This window comes from Sanguibacteroides sp. AM78-02pH3A (assembly GCF_027666085.1).
Classification (GTDB): Bacteria; Bacteroidota; Bacteroidia; order Bacteroidales; family Marinifilaceae; genus Gabonibacter; species Gabonibacter massiliensis.
Genome location: NZ_JAQEHX010000004.1, coordinates 92,613 through 108,891, shown reverse-complemented (window position 1 = coordinate 108,891; position 16,279 = coordinate 92,613). Strand labels below are relative to the sequence as shown.

Annotated in this window: 15 protein-coding genes; 8 read left to right on the top strand and 7 right to left on the bottom strand. The window is 42.6% G+C overall.

Annotated features, from left to right (window positions below; all coding sequences use genetic code 11):
• Positions 1 to 28 precede the first annotated feature (28 nt).
• The 3 genes from dnaN to PGR74_RS07575 all read right to left on the bottom strand — a co-directional run bounded on the left by dnaN (position 29) and on the right by PGR74_RS07575 (position 3,167).
• Positions 29 to 1,153 (bottom strand): DNA polymerase III subunit beta, encoded by a 1,125-nt coding sequence (gene dnaN, locus PGR74_RS07585; RefSeq protein ID WP_041502156.1) that lies wholly within the window; start codon positions 1,151 to 1,153, stop codon positions 29 to 31.
• Between the two features lie 17 nt (positions 1,154 to 1,170).
• The gene (locus tag PGR74_RS07580; protein ID WP_041505388.1) at positions 1,171 to 2,562 is read right to left on the bottom strand and encodes an aminopeptidase P family protein; all 1,392 of its coding nucleotides are present in this window, start codon (positions 2,560 to 2,562) and stop codon (positions 1,171 to 1,173) included.
• Positions 2,563 to 2,759: 197 nt separating this feature from the next.
• Entirely contained in the window at positions 2,760 to 3,167 is a 408-nt protein-coding gene (locus tag PGR74_RS07575) for a hypothetical protein (protein ID WP_041502158.1), read from the bottom strand.
• A gap of 266 nt (positions 3,168 to 3,433) precedes the next feature.
• On the opposite strand from PGR74_RS07575, the gene mce reads away from it, so the two are divergent.
• The 8 genes from mce to PGR74_RS07535 all read left to right on the top strand — a co-directional run bounded on the left by mce (position 3,434) and on the right by PGR74_RS07535 (position 10,162).
• Complete coding sequence (mce, locus tag PGR74_RS07570; protein WP_041502159.1) at positions 3,434 to 3,838, top strand: methylmalonyl-CoA epimerase; 405 nt, start codon at positions 3,434 to 3,436, stop codon at positions 3,836 to 3,838.
• A 37-nt stretch (positions 3,839 to 3,875) separates the two neighbouring features.
• Positions 3,876 to 5,435: an acyl-CoA carboxylase subunit beta gene (locus PGR74_RS07565; protein ID WP_041502160.1), complete on the top strand. Its 1,560-nt coding sequence runs from the start codon at positions 3,876 to 3,878 to the stop codon at positions 5,433 to 5,435.
• A gap of 5 nt (positions 5,436 to 5,440) precedes the next feature.
• Entirely contained in the window at positions 5,441 to 5,788 is a 348-nt protein-coding gene (locus PGR74_RS07560) for an OadG family transporter subunit (protein ID WP_041502161.1), read from the top strand.
• 12 nt (positions 5,789 to 5,800) lie between these two features.
• On the top strand, positions 5,801 to 6,232 hold the full coding sequence (locus PGR74_RS07555) for a biotin/lipoyl-containing protein (protein WP_041502162.1): 432 nt from the start codon (positions 5,801 to 5,803) through the stop codon (positions 6,230 to 6,232).
• Positions 6,233 to 6,252: 20 nt separating this feature from the next.
• On the top strand, positions 6,253 to 7,518 hold the full coding sequence (locus PGR74_RS07550) for a sodium ion-translocating decarboxylase subunit beta (protein WP_041502163.1): 1,266 nt from the start codon (positions 6,253 to 6,255) through the stop codon (positions 7,516 to 7,518).
• Between the two features lie 100 nt (positions 7,519 to 7,618).
• Positions 7,619 to 8,647 (top strand): threonine aldolase family protein, encoded by a 1,029-nt coding sequence (locus PGR74_RS07545; RefSeq protein WP_041505387.1) that lies wholly within the window; start codon positions 7,619 to 7,621, stop codon positions 8,645 to 8,647.
• Between the two features lie 3 nt (positions 8,648 to 8,650).
• Positions 8,651 to 9,310 (top strand): tRNA (5-methylaminomethyl-2-thiouridine)(34)-methyltransferase MnmD, encoded by a 660-nt coding sequence (mnmD, locus tag PGR74_RS07540; RefSeq protein ID WP_041502165.1) that lies wholly within the window; start codon positions 8,651 to 8,653, stop codon positions 9,308 to 9,310.
• A 96-nt stretch (positions 9,311 to 9,406) separates the two neighbouring features.
• Entirely contained in the window at positions 9,407 to 10,162 is a 756-nt protein-coding gene (locus tag PGR74_RS07535; protein WP_041502166.1) for a TIGR02757 family protein, read from the top strand.
• A 3-nt stretch (positions 10,163 to 10,165) separates the two neighbouring features.
• Here PGR74_RS07535 and PGR74_RS07530 read toward each other — a convergent pair whose 3' ends face one another.
• From PGR74_RS07530 to PGR74_RS07515, 4 genes are all read right to left on the bottom strand, one after another.
• Entirely contained in the window at positions 10,166 to 10,378 is a 213-nt protein-coding gene (locus PGR74_RS07530) for a hypothetical protein (RefSeq protein WP_041502167.1), read from the bottom strand.
• 140 nt (positions 10,379 to 10,518) lie between these two features.
• Positions 10,519 to 11,853 carry an NADP-specific glutamate dehydrogenase gene (gdhA, locus tag PGR74_RS07525; RefSeq protein WP_041502232.1) on the bottom strand — a complete coding sequence of 445 codons (1,335 nt, stop codon included), beginning with the start codon at positions 11,851 to 11,853 and terminating at the stop codon, positions 10,519 to 10,521.
• 247 nt (positions 11,854 to 12,100) lie between these two features.
• The gene (locus tag PGR74_RS07520; RefSeq protein WP_270516906.1) at positions 12,101 to 15,439 is read right to left on the bottom strand and encodes a golvesin C-terminal-like domain-containing protein; all 3,339 of its coding nucleotides are present in this window, start codon (positions 15,437 to 15,439) and stop codon (positions 12,101 to 12,103) included.
• 89 nt (positions 15,440 to 15,528) lie between these two features.
• Positions 15,529 to 15,888: a hypothetical protein gene (locus PGR74_RS07515; RefSeq protein WP_270516905.1), complete on the bottom strand. Its 360-nt coding sequence runs from the start codon at positions 15,886 to 15,888 to the stop codon at positions 15,529 to 15,531.
• Positions 15,889 to 16,279 lie beyond the last annotated feature (391 nt).

Genomic DNA, 16,279 nt, shown 5'->3' with positions numbered 1-16,279 from the left:
ACTTCCAATTTAAATTTCAAATAAGCTATTATACCATCATCGGCATCAATAGCATCAATAAATCCTCATCCTGATTATCGCTTTCATAAGGCAGGAAGAGACCGGGACGACTCGGATCCGATAACTCCAATACAAAATATTCCGTATTCAAATTAGCTAAGATTTCCAACACGAAAGGAGATTTAAACCCGATTGCCATCTCCTCTCCGTCATATTGGCACGAGATCGTTTCGTGTCCGGACATAGCATAATCCACATCCTGAGCCGAGATAACCATCGAACCTCTTGTCAAATCGAATTTCACCAAATTACTGGCTTGATTAGCCATCACGGAGACCCTTCTCAGGGTATTATACAACTCTTTCTTCTCAATAATAATTTTCTTGGGATTATTTTGAGGAATAACCGAATTATAATTAGGGAAACGTCCCTCCACAAGAGTACATATCATCTTGTAATCTCCGAAAATGAAACAGGCCATTTTTTCATTGAATTGCATTTTCAATTCGCTATCATCTTTCGGTAGAATATTCTTCAATAATAAAGAGGGTTTTTTCGGCAGGATCAAAGCCCGTTGCTCTCCATCCGTGCGAGCATCGAAACGCTTGTATCGTACCAATTTATGAGCGTCAGAAGCGACAAAAGTGAAATTTTCGGCGTTCATCTCAATCAGGATGCAGTTCATCACCGGACGGAGATCGTCGTTCGCCGTTGCAAAAACGGTCTTGGAGATCCCTTCTAACAACATGCCGCAATTGGTTACTAACACGACCGAATTTTCATCCAAACCGGATTGTACCGGATAATCCTCCGCACTCTCTCCCATCACGGAAAACTCGCCCTTGTCGGAAATAATTGTTACTTTATGAGTCGCCTCATTGATATCAAAAGTCAACGGTTGTTCCGGAAACTCCTTCAATATATCCAACAATAATTTAGCAGGAATGGTAATACTACCGGGAATCTCCAATTGTTCCAACTCTACACGGGCTTCCATGGTAGTTTCTTTATCGGATGCGGTAACATACAACCTATTGTCTTTAGCCACCAATAAAATATTATCCAGAATCGGCTGAGCAGGCTTTCCGCTAATGACGCGACTCACCGCTTGCAACCGAGAAAGAAAAGTGCTACTTGATATAACAAACTTCATATTATACGATTTTAAATTTACATTTGCATAGTATTTTCGACTTCTTCAACGGTAATCGGAGCACGACGATCTCCCATGCATTCACAACCGTTTTCCGTGATTAGGATATCGTCCTCCAAACGAATACCCCCGAAATCTTTATAAGCTTCGATCTTATCATACACTAAATAATCTTTATGCATGCCTTGTGCTCTCCACTGATCAATCAAAGCCGGAATAAAATAACAACCCGGTTCATCCGTAATAACAAACCCTGGTTGTAACATTCTTCCCATCCGTAAAGAAGAAGCACCGAACTGGTTAATCGGACGGGTAACCTCATCGTATCCTACGTATATCTGCCCCAAATCTTCCATATCATGCACGTCCAACCCCATCATATGACCTAAACCGTGAGGCATGAACAAGGCATGCGCACCGGCAGCAACCGCCTCATTCACATCTCCTTTCATCATTCCGAGATCCTTCAACCCCTGGGCCAATACCTTGCAGGCCTCCAGGTGTACATATTGATAAGTCACTCCCGGACGGGCAATTTCCATGGCCTTATTATTACAAGCCAGTACTATATTATAAATCTCTTTTTGCCTCTGGTTAAATTTTCCTCCGACAGGTACGGTACGCGTAAAATCCGAACAATAATTCATAACCGATTCGGCCCCGGCATCCGTCAGCATCATGCGTCCTTCCGTCAATATCTTACTGTGGTCATGATTATGCAAGGTCTCTCCATTTTGAGATAAAATAACCGGGAAAGAGACCATACTACCGTAAGAAGCGGCAATACCTTCGATCAATCCGGCAATATACTGTTCTTTCACTCCCGGTTGAGCGTGTCTCATCGCTGTCACGTGCATTTCGTATCCGATGTTACAAGCCCGGTTAATTTCGTCAATCTCACACGGTTCTTTCACGGAACGCAAGGAGATAACAGCCTTAACCAACTCTAACGAAGCATAACTCTTCACCAAAGAGTGATGAATGCCCAGCAAATCCTCCAAAATAATCCTATTTCGATACCGATAAGGAGGTAAGAAATGAATTTTGCGTCCGGCAGCTATCGCCTCCTTCAAACAATCAGCTAATTTGGTAAAAGGTGCCGTATCAGCGACTCCGACACCAGCGGCCATATCTTTCACGGTCGGTTGGGGGCCCATCCAGATAATATCGTCCATATCCACATCGTTCCCGAAAATATACTCTTTACCGGAATCTACATCCAGCACCCCGGCAAAACCGGGCAAATTCAACCCGAAAAAATAAAGAAACGAGCTATCCTGTCTGAACTTATAGGTGTTATCCGTATAATTCGCAGGGGCTTCTCCATTACCGAGAATAAGTATCAAACCGCTACTCATTTTCTCGATAAGTCGCTTTCTTCTACTAACATACACGCTTTTATCAAACATATCTTATTGTTATTTTAATGAATAATTTTCAACGTCAGAAATGAGACGACAAGGTACTGATTTTTTTTAATAGATGAAAAAATTCATTTCCAAAATCACAAATTCCTCTCTTTTTAAACACAACCATTCCGGGATCAGGGAATTGAGTTCTTCTTTAACTCTCCAAGTCCCCCGATCCCGGAATTTATTTATTTTCTTCATTTTTTCCGCTGAAAAAGAAATGCCCCGAAAGGAAGACATATTCCGGCAATGACTACCTGATAAGCGCCATACAAAACCCGTACTTCCTCCGCCATCATCTCCCCGGTCAATGTCGTCGCAGCCCCCTCCTTATCCAAATAAATAACGATAATGCGCCATAACACCACAAAAGCCGCGGCCAAACTGAAACCCGAACCGATGTATACCCAACCCACACCCATATCTTCTCTCAATTTTCCCCTCAACCCCAATAAAAAAGCGACGGCAAACATAATGAACGTGAACCAACCCGCCGACTGATATCCCATAATCGAACCATAAAGGTTTACTTCGTACCAAGGTAAAAAAGTAGCTATCATTCCGATGATCGCCATAATAAAAACAACTAATTTCTGTCTACTCATGATCTCTTATTTTTTATTTCATTTTTTAAGATTTACGTATTTATCAAGTAAAGAGTTACAGAAGGAAACCATTGATTTTTTGCAGTTTATTTAAAACGATTCTAAACATTGTTTTTTAAGAATAATCAACATCAAATTGTTTGAAAATCGCAATAACAATCAGTAATTTCGCACCTTGTATTTTTAGCAGACAAAAAGTTCTAAAAATATGTGTGGAAAACAAATTAAGATTAAACATAATATCTAATTAATTAAATTTTATCACGATGAAACCAACTCATATCGAGCACATTGGCATTGCCGTTGCCAGTTTGGATGAAGCCATTCCATTTTATGAAAAAGTATTGGGATTAGAATGCTATGCAATTGAAGAAGTAAAAGATCAAAAAGTAAAAACGGCCTTCTTCAAAGTGGGACAGACAAAAATTGAATTACTGGAGTCGACTGATCCGGAAGGCCCTATCGGTAAATTCGTGGAAAAAAACGGAGGCGGTATGCACCACATAGCTTTCGCCGTTGAAGATGTTCAAACCGCATTGAACGATGCACAAGCTGCAGGTTGTCAGCTAATCGACAAAGCACCCCGCGGAGGTGCAGAAGGACTAAGAATCGGATTCCTTCACCCGAAATCAACGTTCAGAGTATTGACGGAACTTTGCGGGACAAAATAATTTTTTCAGATAATCAGCCTATATAAATTTTGATACTATGACCAATCAAGATAAAGTCAAAGAGTTAATCGAATTACGAGCCCAGGCGAGACTTGGCGGAGGGGAAAAGCGAATAGAATCCCAGCACAAGAAAGGGAAATATACCGCCCGAGAAAGAATCGCCATGTTGCTGGATGAAAACAGTTTCGAAGAGTTCGATATGTTCATAACACACCGTTGCTATAATTTCGGCATGGAAAAAACCAAGTTTTTGGGAGACGGCGTGGTGACCGGTCAGGGAACAATTGACGGACGTCTCGTATTTGTTTTCGCTCAAGACTTCACGGTTTTCGGTGGAGCACTTTCCGAAACGTTAGCTCAAAAAATCTGCAAGGTGATGGATAAAGCCATGACCGTGGGAGCTCCTATTATCGGATTGAACGACTCAGGCGGTGCCCGTATTCAAGAAGGTGTTAACTCTTTAGCCGGATACGCCGAAATTTTCGAACGGAACATCCTGGCGTCGGGAGTAATTCCGCAAATCTCCGCCATATTCGGTCCTTGTGCCGGAGGAGCCGTGTATTCTCCGGCGTTGACGGACTTCATTCTGATGACCGACCAATCATCTTATATGTTCGTAACCGGTCCGAAGGTAGTAAAAACCGTAACAGGAGAAGACATCACGACCGAAGAATTAGGAGGTGCGGAAGTTCATTCAACGAAATCCGGTGTTTCTCATTTCCTGGCAGAAAACGAAGAAGAGGGAATCGCTATTATCCGTGATTTGCTCTCTTACCTGCCTTCTAACAACTTGGAAGAAACCCCGATCGTTCCATGCAATGATCCGATCGATCGTTTGGAAGACCAGTTAAACGAGTTGATACCCGATAACCCGAATTTACCGTATAACATGATGGATGTTATCGAAGCCATCGTGGACAACGGAAAATTCCTGGAAGTTCACAAACGTTATGCACGGAATATCATTGTCGGATTCTGCCGCATGGGAGGACGTTCCGTCGGTGTAATCGCTAACCAGCCGAATTTCTACGCCGGAGTACTTGACATCGAAGCCTCCCGCAAAGCAGCCCGCTTCGTGCGTTTCTGCGACTGTTTCAACATTCCCGTGTTAACCTTGGTTGACGTACCGGGATTTTTACCGGGACGCATGCAAGAATACGGCGGTATCATCACCCACGGGGCAAAACTCATGTTTGCTTACGGCGAGGCAACCGTACCGAAAGTAACCATTACTTTACGGAAATCCTACGGTGGTGCTCACGACGTGATGTCGTGTAAACAATTGCGGGGAGATTTCAATTACGCCTGGCCGACGGCACAAATCGCCGTTATGGGAGCCAAGGGTGCCATTGAAGTGTTGTATGGCAAGGAGTTAGCCGCCATCTCCGATCCGGAGGAAAAAGCTAAGTTCGTCGCCATAAAAGAAGAGGAATACAACACGGCCTTCGCAAACCCGTACAAAGCCGCTTCATACGGATACATCGATGATGTCATCGACCCGCGTAATACGCGTTTCCGCATTATCCGCGCTTTCCAGTCTTTACAGACCAAGCGCGTCGTTAACCCGATGAAGAAACATTCAAATATACCGTTGTAAGCCATATGATCACATTAGCAATAAACTGGGGTTATGCTCTCCTCATTACAGGTGTGGGAATGCTGACAGTGTTTCTATTATTGGTTCTTTTGATCTGGATCATTAATTTACAGACCAGGATCGCGAATCAAGTGAAAGATCATGCCACCAAAGCGGTTCAAGAACCGGAAAAAACAGTTGTGACGACGGATACTCATCCGACCCCACACGAACAAGCTGCCGTTGCCATGGCTATGCATCTATATTTTAACTCTCATGACGAAGAGCCTCATGTAATCACGATCGAAGAGGTTGAAAAACGTTATTCTCCGTGGAGCTCTAAAATTTATGGCATGAGAAATCTTAATAAGTAAAATAAACAGATTATGAATAAATTCAAAATCACCATAGACGAAAATAACTTCGACGTAACTGTTAATATAACGGACCATAACAAGGCCACGGTTGAGGTGAACGGGATATCTTATGACGTAACTTACGAAAGTAGGAATACGGTTGCTCCTACCGCCGTACCCCGCAAGCCCGCGGCAATACCGACATCGACCACGTACAAGAGTCCGGCGCAAAATACGGCGTCCAACAAAACCAACACGATTAAAGCACCGCTTCCCGGTACGATATCCGCAATCAGTGTTAAAGTCGGCAGTCAGGTGAAACGCGGAGATTGCCTGCTTGTGATGGAAGCCATGAAAATGGAAAATAACATCGTGGCAAGTAGCGACGGCCAAGTGAAAACAATTCATGTTACCGTAGGTCAGAGTGTTTCACAGGACGACCCACTTGTTGAATTGGCTTAATTACCGTAAAACATTTGAAAATGAAACAAGTAAAAAAATACCTGTTAAAGATAGCCTTATTACTCGGAATATTTATCATACCCTTTGCTGCCGGAGCAGAAGAGATCGATATGGGAGAAAAAGTGACCAAATTCTTAAATGACACAGGATTTGCACATCTCTATTCCGGGAACTGGTTATGTCTGGTCATGATAGTCGTAGCTTGCGTACTATTTTATTTAGCCATTGTTAAAAAATTCGAGCCCTTGTTGTTGTTACCCATCGCTTTCGGGATGTTGCTGACGAACTTGCCCGGGGCAGGACTATACCATCCGGAACTCTTTGAAGGAGGACACGTACATTGGGGCAATTTCGCAAACTACAATAATGTAGGTTTGCTGGATTACATTTATTTAGGAGTAAAATTAGGGATTTATCCCTGTATCATTTTTATCGGTGTCGGGGCAATGACGGATTTCGGTCCGCTATTGGCGAATCCTAAAAGTTTTCTGTTAGGTGCGGCAGCCCAACTCGGAATCTTCGCAACATTCTTGGGAGCCCTTGCACTCGGATTCACTTACGCGGAAGCAGGCTCCATAGGTATTATCGGGGGAGCCGACGGCCCTACGGCCATCTACCTGACGTCTAAGCTGGCTCCGGGGTTACTTGGCCCTATCGCGGTAGCGGCTTATTCCTATATGGCCTTGGTTCCCGTGATCCAACCGCCGATCATGAAAGCTCTGACAACCCAGAAAGAACGGGAAATTGTAATGCAACAATTGCGTAAAGTCTCCAAAAAAGAGAAAATCGTATTCCCGATCGTCGTAACCATCTTCGTATCGTTACTCTTACCCTCTGCTGCTCCTCTAATCGGATGTCTGATGCTGGGTAACCTGATGCGCGAATGCGGTGTGGTCGAACGCTTGAGCAAAACGGTTCAAAACGAATTGATGAATATCTGTACGATATTTTTAGGAATTTCCGTCGGAGCGACTACGACTGCCGCCGCTTTCCTGAATTTCCAGACACTGGCTATTCTGGTTATCGGTATTCTGGCTTTCAGTATCGGTAGTGCCGGTGGAGTTTTACTTGCAAAATTCATGAACTTGTTTACCAAAAACAAGATCAATCCGTTGATCGGTTCCGCCGGAGTTTCCGCCGTTCCGATGGCTGCCCGCGTATCACAAAACGTAGGCCAGGAAGCCAACCCGGGTAACTTCCTGCTGATGCATGCCATGGGACCCAACGTCGCCGGAGTTATCGGTTCTGCCGTAGCCGCCGGTATATTATTGTCTTTCTTGGGATAATTCAATATCAGAGACTACCTCAAATCTGTTTTGAGGTAGTCTTTTTATATTCCGTTCGTTCGGATCATTTTCCTTTAACCATTTAATTCAATTTCTATTCATGGGACTTAGAGGTTTCGGTAGTGACAACTTCTCCGGAGTATTACCGGAAGTTTTCAAAGCACTGGAAGAATCGGCTTTCGGACATCAACACTCCTACGGGGAAGACAAATACACGGAGAAAGCCGTTAAAGATTTCAAACAATTGTTCGGAGACGATATAGACGTCTATTTCGTTTACAACGGAACGGGAGCCAATATTTTGAGCCTCTCGGCATTCGCACATTCGTATAATGCCATCATTTGTGCAGAAACAGCCCATATCAACGTGGACGAGTGCGGGGCTATCGAAAAACAGACCGGAAGTAAACTGTTAACCGTTCCGACGTATGACGGGAAACTCACCTTGGGACTGATTCATAACCATATGCATGGATTCGACGATCAACATCACTCCCAACCGAAAATAATCTCTTTAACCCAATGCACGGAACTCGGAACCGTCTACACGCATGAGGAGTTGAAAGAAATTTGCGATTTCGCCCATGCCCACGATATGTATGTCCACATGGACGGAGCCCGATTAGCCAATGCCGTAGCCTATCTGGGATGCACCGCGGCCAGTATAACCAAAGAAGTGGGGATTGACGTGTTAAGTTTCGGTGGAACCAAAAACGGTATGATGTTCGGGGAAGCCGTCATTTTTTTCAATACACGAATGTCGAAAGAGGTTAAGTATATCCGGAAGCAATTGATGCAATTACACTCTAAATCCCGCTTTATTGCCGCCCAGTTCTCCGCCATGTTAAAAGATAATTTATGGTTGAAATCAGCGGCTCATGCCAATGCCATGGCACAAAAACTGGCCAATGCCGCAGAACAGATACCCTCCGTAAACATCACGCAAAAAGTGGAAGCGAATGAAATTTTCGCCATTATTCCGAGAGAAAAAATCTCCAAACTTCAAAATGAATGCTTTTTTTACGTATGGGATGAAGACGCCGCCGAAGTGAGATGGGTTTGTTCGTTCGACACCACGGAAAATGATGTCATCGAATTCGCAAATCTTCTGCGTCAAGAGTTGTGCTAAAGGATGGATAGAGCAATCATCACGACGGAAGACGGCAGCAATACCCTGTATATACCTGATTTGAATGAGCCCTATCATTCTATTCACGGTGCGATACAGGAATCGATTCACGTATTTATTAAAGCCGGAATAGTCCATTACGGTCAAAAGAATATCCGTATCCTGGAAGCCGGATTCGGAACCGGGTTAAACGCTTTTCTGACACTTATGGAGGCCCGTGAAAATCAAAGGAACGTGGTATTCCATACCTTTGAAAAATATCCGCTGACCCCTGACGAAGTGGAACAACTTAATTATCCGGATCATTTCGCTCCGGAAAACGCATCTTTATTCGCACGATTACATAATGCCCCCTGGAACGAGGATGTTGTCGTCACGCCCTATTTCACGCTCCATAAACACAAGGCAGATTTTGAAGAAGTCAACTTCCAAGAATATTTCGATATTGTCTTTTTTGACGCCTTTGCCCCCGACGTACAGCCCCGTTTGTGGACGGAAGATATGTTCGCCAAGTTTTACAAAGCATTAAAACCGGAAGGAATTCTTACAACCTATTGTGTGAAAGGAACCGTGAAAAGAGCCCTCCGCAATCTCGGATTTAAACTGAAACGCCTTCCCGGTCCCCCGGGAAAACGGGAGATGCTGAGAGGGGAGAAGATTTAGGTGATTAAGTGATTAAGTGATTGAGTGATTGAGTGATTGAGTGATTGAGTGATTAGGTGATTGAGCGATTAATAAAAACTGAAAATAATTTCAACTATGTCTGCACTTAAACAACTTCTTGACGAGAAATATATTGAGTATTGCAGATCCGATTTTTTTATCGAAACGGATCCCATCCAAATCCCTAAACTTTTTGAGGAAAAGGAAGACATTGAAATTGCCGGATTCATGGCAGCCACATTAGCCTGGGGTCAACGACCGACTATTATCAAAAAATGCAAAGAGTTGATGAAACGAGTGGATTACGCTCCCTATGACTTTGTCCTCCACGCGACGGATGCCGATTACTCCTGTTTATCCGGTTTTAAGCACCGCACTTTCAATGATTACGATTGTATCTACTTTTTCAAATCACTATCCCGCATTTATAAAGATTACGGTGGATTAGAGGGGCTGTTTTCCCGAGCTTACCGACAACATCCGGATATGTTCGACGTATTGGCGGAATGGCACGCGATATTTACGTCTTCTCCGGCGGATCCCAGAGTTCTGCGTCATATTGCCAACGTAGAAAAGGGATCTGCAGCCAAGCGGATTAATATGTTCCTGCGCTGGATGGTCCGTCGGGATGAAATTGACTTCGGATTATGGAAGGAGATCCCTACTTCCGCCCTTCTTATTCCATTGGACTTGCATACCGGAAATGTCAGCAGACAATTAGGACTTTTAACTCGATCGCAAAACGATCGACAAGCGGTACTTGAATTAACTTGCCGTCTTCGGGAGTTCGACCCCGTCGATCCGATCCGTTATGATTTTGCCCTCTTCGGTTTGGGAGCATTCGCAAAATAACCTCTACGATTGCTTCTCAAAATCATCCAGAGCAGCAGATTCTTCCCTCAATTCATCCATATAATCAGACATGTTATCCTTCGCATCTTCATCATTGTTCTCTAAAATAGATTCCAGAATCTCATTGTATTCGGCATTCAGGACATCATCGCTTTTCGAATAACGATTGTCTCGTTCCTCTTCGGGTAACGAATATTTTTTCTTATCTCTTTTCATTATTATCTTATTAAATTCATACCTTATCAAACGTAGAATGAAATAAAAGGTTTAAAATTTTCCATCGAAACAAAACAAGCGGTCGATACGACCGCTTGTTCCCAACAATATTCAATATAAACGATTCTTCAATCTACAAATTATACGTGTCCCTGGGCACACATGGCTTCTGCGACCTTGATAAAACCTCCGATATTAGCTCCTTTCACATAATTCACCTTATCTCCTTCCCTGCCGTATTTGAGACAGGTATCATGAATATCTTTCATGATCTGTGATAATTTGGCATCTACCTCCTCGGCGGGCCAGCTGTAATGCATGGCATTCTGGCTCATTTCTAAACAGGAAGTTGCCACGCCGCCGGCATTAGCCGCCTTTCCGGGAACAAAAGTAATATGTTCATTAGCATAATGTATGGCCTCCGGAGTACATCCCATATTTGAGGTTTCTACAATTAGTCGACAACCGTTAGCAACCAACTGTTTGGCATCCTCTCCATTAAGCTCATTCTGGATCGCACAAGGAAAAGCGATATCACATTTAACCTCCCAAGGTTTTTTACCGGCTTTGAACCGAGCTCCAAATTTTTTCGCATACGGCTCTACGACATCGTTATTACTTGCCCGCAGTTCAAGCAAATAGTTAATTTTCTCCTGGTCCAATCCCTTTTCATCGTAGATATATCCGTCAGGGCCCGAGACCGTAATAACCTTAGCCCCCAACTGAACCAATTTCTGAGCTGCCCCCCAGGCAACATTACCGAAACCGGAAATAGCAACAACCTTACCGGCAATCTTCTCTCCCTTGGAAGCCAACACATGTTGCGCGAGATAAACCGTACCGTATCCCGTAGACTCCGGACGTACCCGAGAGCCACCGAACTCAAAGGGTTTCCCGGTCAAAACTCCGGTAAATTCGTTACGGATTCTCTTGTATTGCCCGAACATATACCCGACTTCGCGTCCGCCTACGCCAAGATCCCCTGCCGGAACATCCGTATCAGGGCCGATGTATTTACAGAGTTCTGTCATAAAACTTTGACAAAACCGCATCACTTCGTTATCAGATTTTCCTTTCGGGTTAAAGTCCGATCCCCCCTTACCTCCCCCCATGGGAAGAGTTGTCAAAGAGTTTTTAAAAGTCTGCTCGAAACCCAGAAATTTTAACGTACCGAGCGTTACTGCCGGGTGAAAACGAATTCCCCCTTTATAAGGTCCGATTGCACTATTGAATTGAACCCGATAGCCCCGGTTGATCTGTACCTCTCCTTTATCGTCGATCCAGGGCACCCGGAACATAATCACTCTTTCGGGTTCTACCATTTTCTCCAATATTTTATTAGCCTTGTATTTAGGATTAGCCTGATAGGTATCCCATACGGTTTCAATAACCTCTTCTACCGCTTGATGGAATTCGGGTTCTCCCGGAGTCCTTGCCTTTAAGGCATCCATGAATTCTTGCATTTCTGTTTTCATTTTCATTCCGATTAATCAATTAAAAGATAATCCATCTTTTAATACGTTATTAAATTTTTGACTAAAGTAGACACTTATTCGCACTCTCCCAACTATTCCTCTATGGTCTTTTCTCATACGGTATAACGATTCATCATATTTATATACAACACCTTATAAAATTTCGGTTCTCAACAAGAAGATTCTTGAAAACAAATAACCGGTTCCCTTTTCAGGCAACCGGTTATCCGTTTATAAAATCCGAACTTTATTCCTCCCCTACATATACCCATTTCACTGCGTCGGCATACACGAGGTCCACATCGCATTTATCATTCATCACCAGTCTTACCTCTCCTTTATCGAAAAAGAATGTGCCGGCGGAAACCCATGGAGTACTTATCTCTCTCCGTGCATTAAATTCTATCTCCTCCTTCTTATCCCCGAAATACAATGTATAATATTGTGTTATTCCCTTATTAACACTTATTATATTACTCCCTCCGCTTACATTATAAATAAACAGTTCATACTTTCCCCGTTTAGGAAGGTTCGCTTTCCATTCGACCATGGCCTTTCCATCTCCGGCTTTTTTATAATAAGCACTCGCGATATATTTCCCGTAAAATCCCTGTCTTATAATATAAGTCCAACGATGACCACCCTTCAACTCCTCGTAACCGGTATCCCTCCTATCTCTTTTCTCCGCTATCCGTTTCCCGCTCGAATCAAATAAAGAAAAGCCCTCGTCTTCATTATCTACGACAATGACATTCGGATCGGGCTGGAAAAGCTCCGGACTGATCGGAAATAGTCCCCGCGTAGAATCACGAATTACCTCTAATTCGTCCGGCAACATAATCGTGACCGCTGCCGGCTGATTCAATACTATACTCGGAGTTATCGAAACCAGTCCAGGAACGTCGTCACACGGTATATGTACCTCCAAAGCCTCTCCCGCCGGCAAAACGAATCTTTTCTCCCAATACCCGCGAGCATTTTTGAGCCAATTCGCACTCGCCGTAGCCGAGATCAAAATATCGGACTTTCCAGGATTATACAACTTAAAATGAACCGCATAACCTTCGTACTCCCCTTGTTCCACTTTATATCCCCCGATATCTTTAGTTTCCAGATAAGAACATCCTTTATTCCTGTACCATTCATCAAATACCTCGCCCAACTTATAATCGAACCGCTCTTCAAACTCTTTCATAAACTGTTCGAAGGTAACTTGTTGATAACGATATTTAGTCATAAATTCTTCCATAAAAGCCTGCAATGAACGCTCAGGAATATCCACCATAATCAATTCATACAAGTAATTGCATTTCTTCAGCAACAGTAGTTTAAACATATCCGAAGAGAGGGACGGATCTGTTGCGGCATCCTCCAAACTATGTTCAGAAAGATAATCGAGTACGCGCATCTCGTTTTGTGGCGAGTGGTTAGCGGTATTCGCCGTCTTGTAAGCCGGAGATAACAGTATCTGAAACTCATCGAATATTTGTCCGGCTATAGGGATCTCCTTAGAAAGAACGACACACCCGTTATCTTGAAATAATGAGGAGAGAATATGCTTATTTCCGACTCCCACCTTTGTCGTTACGGGCGTTCCGCTATAATCCTGTTTTCCTCTTAACAAATCGAAATCGACCTTCACAAATTCAGAACCGGGAAATACAAACACACTTTGTACACAATCGATAAAACTACGCATTGTCCATTCTTCATCATAAGGAGCTTGTCCTGTATTATTCAAATTCTTTTTTACTCTTTTTATTCTTTCATACTCCTTCGCCATTTGATTTGCGATTTCAGGTATAGTTATCCCTCGTTCGGGAACGAATACCATAGCCGGCTGCACGTAATTGCTCTTTTTACTCCATCCCCGTATGTAAGTAGCGAACGACACGGGAGCTTCCAAAAGAGAGAGTCTATCATATAGATAAGGATGCCCCCATTTAGTTGCCATCAACTCACTCGTTTGCTTGACCAAAGAGGGAAGCGAATCCTTAATGCTGACAAAAGGAGCTCTAAAATAGTTTTCCCCGCGATAAAAATAGAGATCTAAGCTTACTGAATCCACGGTCAATGATTTGTGGGTATAATCTCCCATACATAAGCTGATTCCTGTCAATTTATCGCAATTTTCGAAACGGATAGTATCACCGGATACCTTTCGATTTCCTTGCGAAATCACGGTACGTTTATCCCTATGAATTACATTTAAAACATAATTCGTATAATTTTTCCCCGTAGAATAAGGATGCACCCAATGAACAGGAGGTTCTGTTACCGGATACCACAACACTTCAGGCTCCAGCAACGTATAATCCTTCTCTAAAAAAGCGTATCGTTTACCGAAGCAAAAAATATTCGTAATCCAACGGTTATCGTAATATTCCTCATCGGAAATATCCAGATAACATACCCGGTCATCTATCTTTCCCGTGTAATCCACTTGGAGAGAAAACTCTTCTTCCGGTGCCAAGTTTTTTTCCAAAATAACGACTTGACCATCCCGACGATAAGAAATAGCTTCACCGCTCTCTCCCCGAATTTCTTTGATGCGCAAGGCCGGGTTTAAGAATAAAACGATCTCCGATACCGGATGATTCTCCTTATTTTGGACGGTTAATTTACTCTTCACCGACATGGTAGTACCCGATTGCTCGAAAGTAATCTCTGCATCGGATAAATAGAGCCGGTCTCGCGCGCTGTACTTTTCAAAAGTTTCCACCATATGCTTCCGAAAACGCCTGTCGGCCTCTTTCGCCCCGACGAAGATCCCTCCGATTAATATACCCGATAACAGAATAAGTCCGCTGCATAATTTCAATTTTCCTTTTTTTCCATTTGGAATTCGAGGATACGATACAATGGCAAATCCCAGTAATCCCACACCCCAAACGACATAGGTCAAACGCTGTAAAAGATAAGATCCTATTTCGGGATGCCCGGTCAGTTCCGAAAACATATTGGGCATTTCCCGGGCAAAAAGATCAAATATACCATATCCGGCAGAAGGAATAAAAACATAAACCAATCCAACCGCTACCAACAATACCAACAAAGCAAGCATGGCATTTTTTATCCATGAGTAGATCAAAATAGACACTCCCAAGATAAACAGGCAAGAAGGAATGGTTAGGGTAAACAAATAAAAGAAATAGAGCCAAACGTTTACCGGTGCCTCACTGACAAAAATATTAAGGGACAACGATATCAATATGGAGATGACATTCAATACTACCAATACGGAGAAAATCCCACCTGCCATTCCTATCAAGTAATCCGTATTGCTCACCGGACGCACACGCAGAGAATCGGTCGTATCCACGTGTTTTCCACTTTTAAAGCGGTCCGCCACAATAAAGACCAACAAAAAAACCTGTAACAAATTAAACCAGTATGCATTAAAGAAAGGCATGGAAGAAGGCAGGGCCACCATATAGTGTTCCGTTATACTCCACGAACTCTGAGTCATAATCTGTAAAACGGTTATTCCGACAAATGCCAATAAAGCGAATAAACGCAATAACCAACTTCTTTTTAACACTTTCGCTTCATAGCAAGCTACGGTCAATATAAGATTCAATTTCATAATTTCCAATTTAAATTTCAGTCATATTACCTATCCTTTTTCAACACAAAACATCGGATAGCATTCTTACAAACATATCCATCCCGGCTTTACTCCATCCTTCCAATTACCTTAGCTCTCTTTTCAACCTGTAAAAGAATAACGGACAAACCCTCCCCAAAAGGATCTGCATCATTAATCGGATACGTTCGAAAAGAATTCGACACGTTTACCTTCCCTCTTACCCTAAAATAATCCCACACGATAAAATACAAGAAAAGGCCACACAATGCATCAGAGAATAGAATACTTACAGATAACCCCATCCTATCATGCCCGGCCTCCTGAAATAAAAACGGAATACAAAAAATTCCTATCAACCAAAATGAGACAAACACCCGAGACAACCAAAGCTTCCTTAAAGCATTGATTTTATGCCGGATGAATGTAGAGATGAGACGTAATTTCATGATTTTATTTTTAGTTACACACTTTTCAAATATAAAGTATCTTCATTTGAAATCCAAACTAAAAATCATAGTTAATTTTGCTCAACTACCCTATTTATTCTGAAACCTCCCATCTCTTTATTGTTAACTCAGTATATAACAACATTTTTACATACTAAATTCACTTAAAAACAAAAAATAAATTTTCTGTAAATATTTTATTTTTATTATAAATATGCACGAAATACCCATTTTTAATTGATTCCCAATAAATTTGCTTCATCGTACCGTAATAATTCATTCGCAATACAATAACCGATACGTATTCACTCATTCGTTTTCTATTCGAAATTATATACAAAAGGCAGACCCTCTCCCCTACAAAACGTTTTTCCCCTTTGGTTTTTTTGTA

Coding starts and splice junctions, on each gene's coding strand:
- dnaN (WP_041502156.1), bottom strand. CDS start 1,153: ATGAAGTTTGTTATATCAAGTAGCACTTTTCTTTCTCGGTTGCAAGCG.
- PGR74_RS07580 (WP_041505388.1), bottom strand. CDS start 2,562: ATGTTTGATAAAAGCGTGTATGTTAGTAGAAGAAAGCGACTTATCGAG.
- PGR74_RS07575 (WP_041502158.1), bottom strand. CDS start 3,167: ATGAGTAGACAGAAATTAGTTGTTTTTATTATGGCGATCATCGGAATG.
- mce (WP_041502159.1), top strand. CDS start 3,434: ATGAAACCAACTCATATCGAGCACATTGGCATTGCCGTTGCCAGTTTG.
- PGR74_RS07565 (WP_041502160.1), top strand. CDS start 3,876: ATGACCAATCAAGATAAAGTCAAAGAGTTAATCGAATTACGAGCCCAG.
- PGR74_RS07560 (WP_041502161.1), top strand. CDS start 5,441: ATGATCACATTAGCAATAAACTGGGGTTATGCTCTCCTCATTACAGGT.
- PGR74_RS07555 (WP_041502162.1), top strand. CDS start 5,801: ATGAATAAATTCAAAATCACCATAGACGAAAATAACTTCGACGTAACT.
- PGR74_RS07550 (WP_041502163.1), top strand. CDS start 6,253: ATGAAACAAGTAAAAAAATACCTGTTAAAGATAGCCTTATTACTCGGA.
- PGR74_RS07545 (WP_041505387.1), top strand. CDS start 7,619: ATGGGACTTAGAGGTTTCGGTAGTGACAACTTCTCCGGAGTATTACCG.
- mnmD (WP_041502165.1), top strand. CDS start 8,651: ATGGATAGAGCAATCATCACGACGGAAGACGGCAGCAATACCCTGTAT.
- PGR74_RS07535 (WP_041502166.1), top strand. CDS start 9,407: ATGTCTGCACTTAAACAACTTCTTGACGAGAAATATATTGAGTATTGC.
- PGR74_RS07530 (WP_041502167.1), bottom strand. CDS start 10,378: ATGAAAAGAGATAAGAAAAAATATTCGTTACCCGAAGAGGAACGAGAC.
- gdhA (WP_041502232.1), bottom strand. CDS start 11,853: ATGAAAACAGAAATGCAAGAATTCATGGATGCCTTAAAGGCAAGGACT.
- PGR74_RS07520 (WP_270516906.1), bottom strand. CDS start 15,439: ATGAAATTGAATCTTATATTGACCGTAGCTTGCTATGAAGCGAAAGTG.
- PGR74_RS07515 (WP_270516905.1), bottom strand. CDS start 15,888: ATGAAATTACGTCTCATCTCTACATTCATCCGGCATAAAATCAATGCT.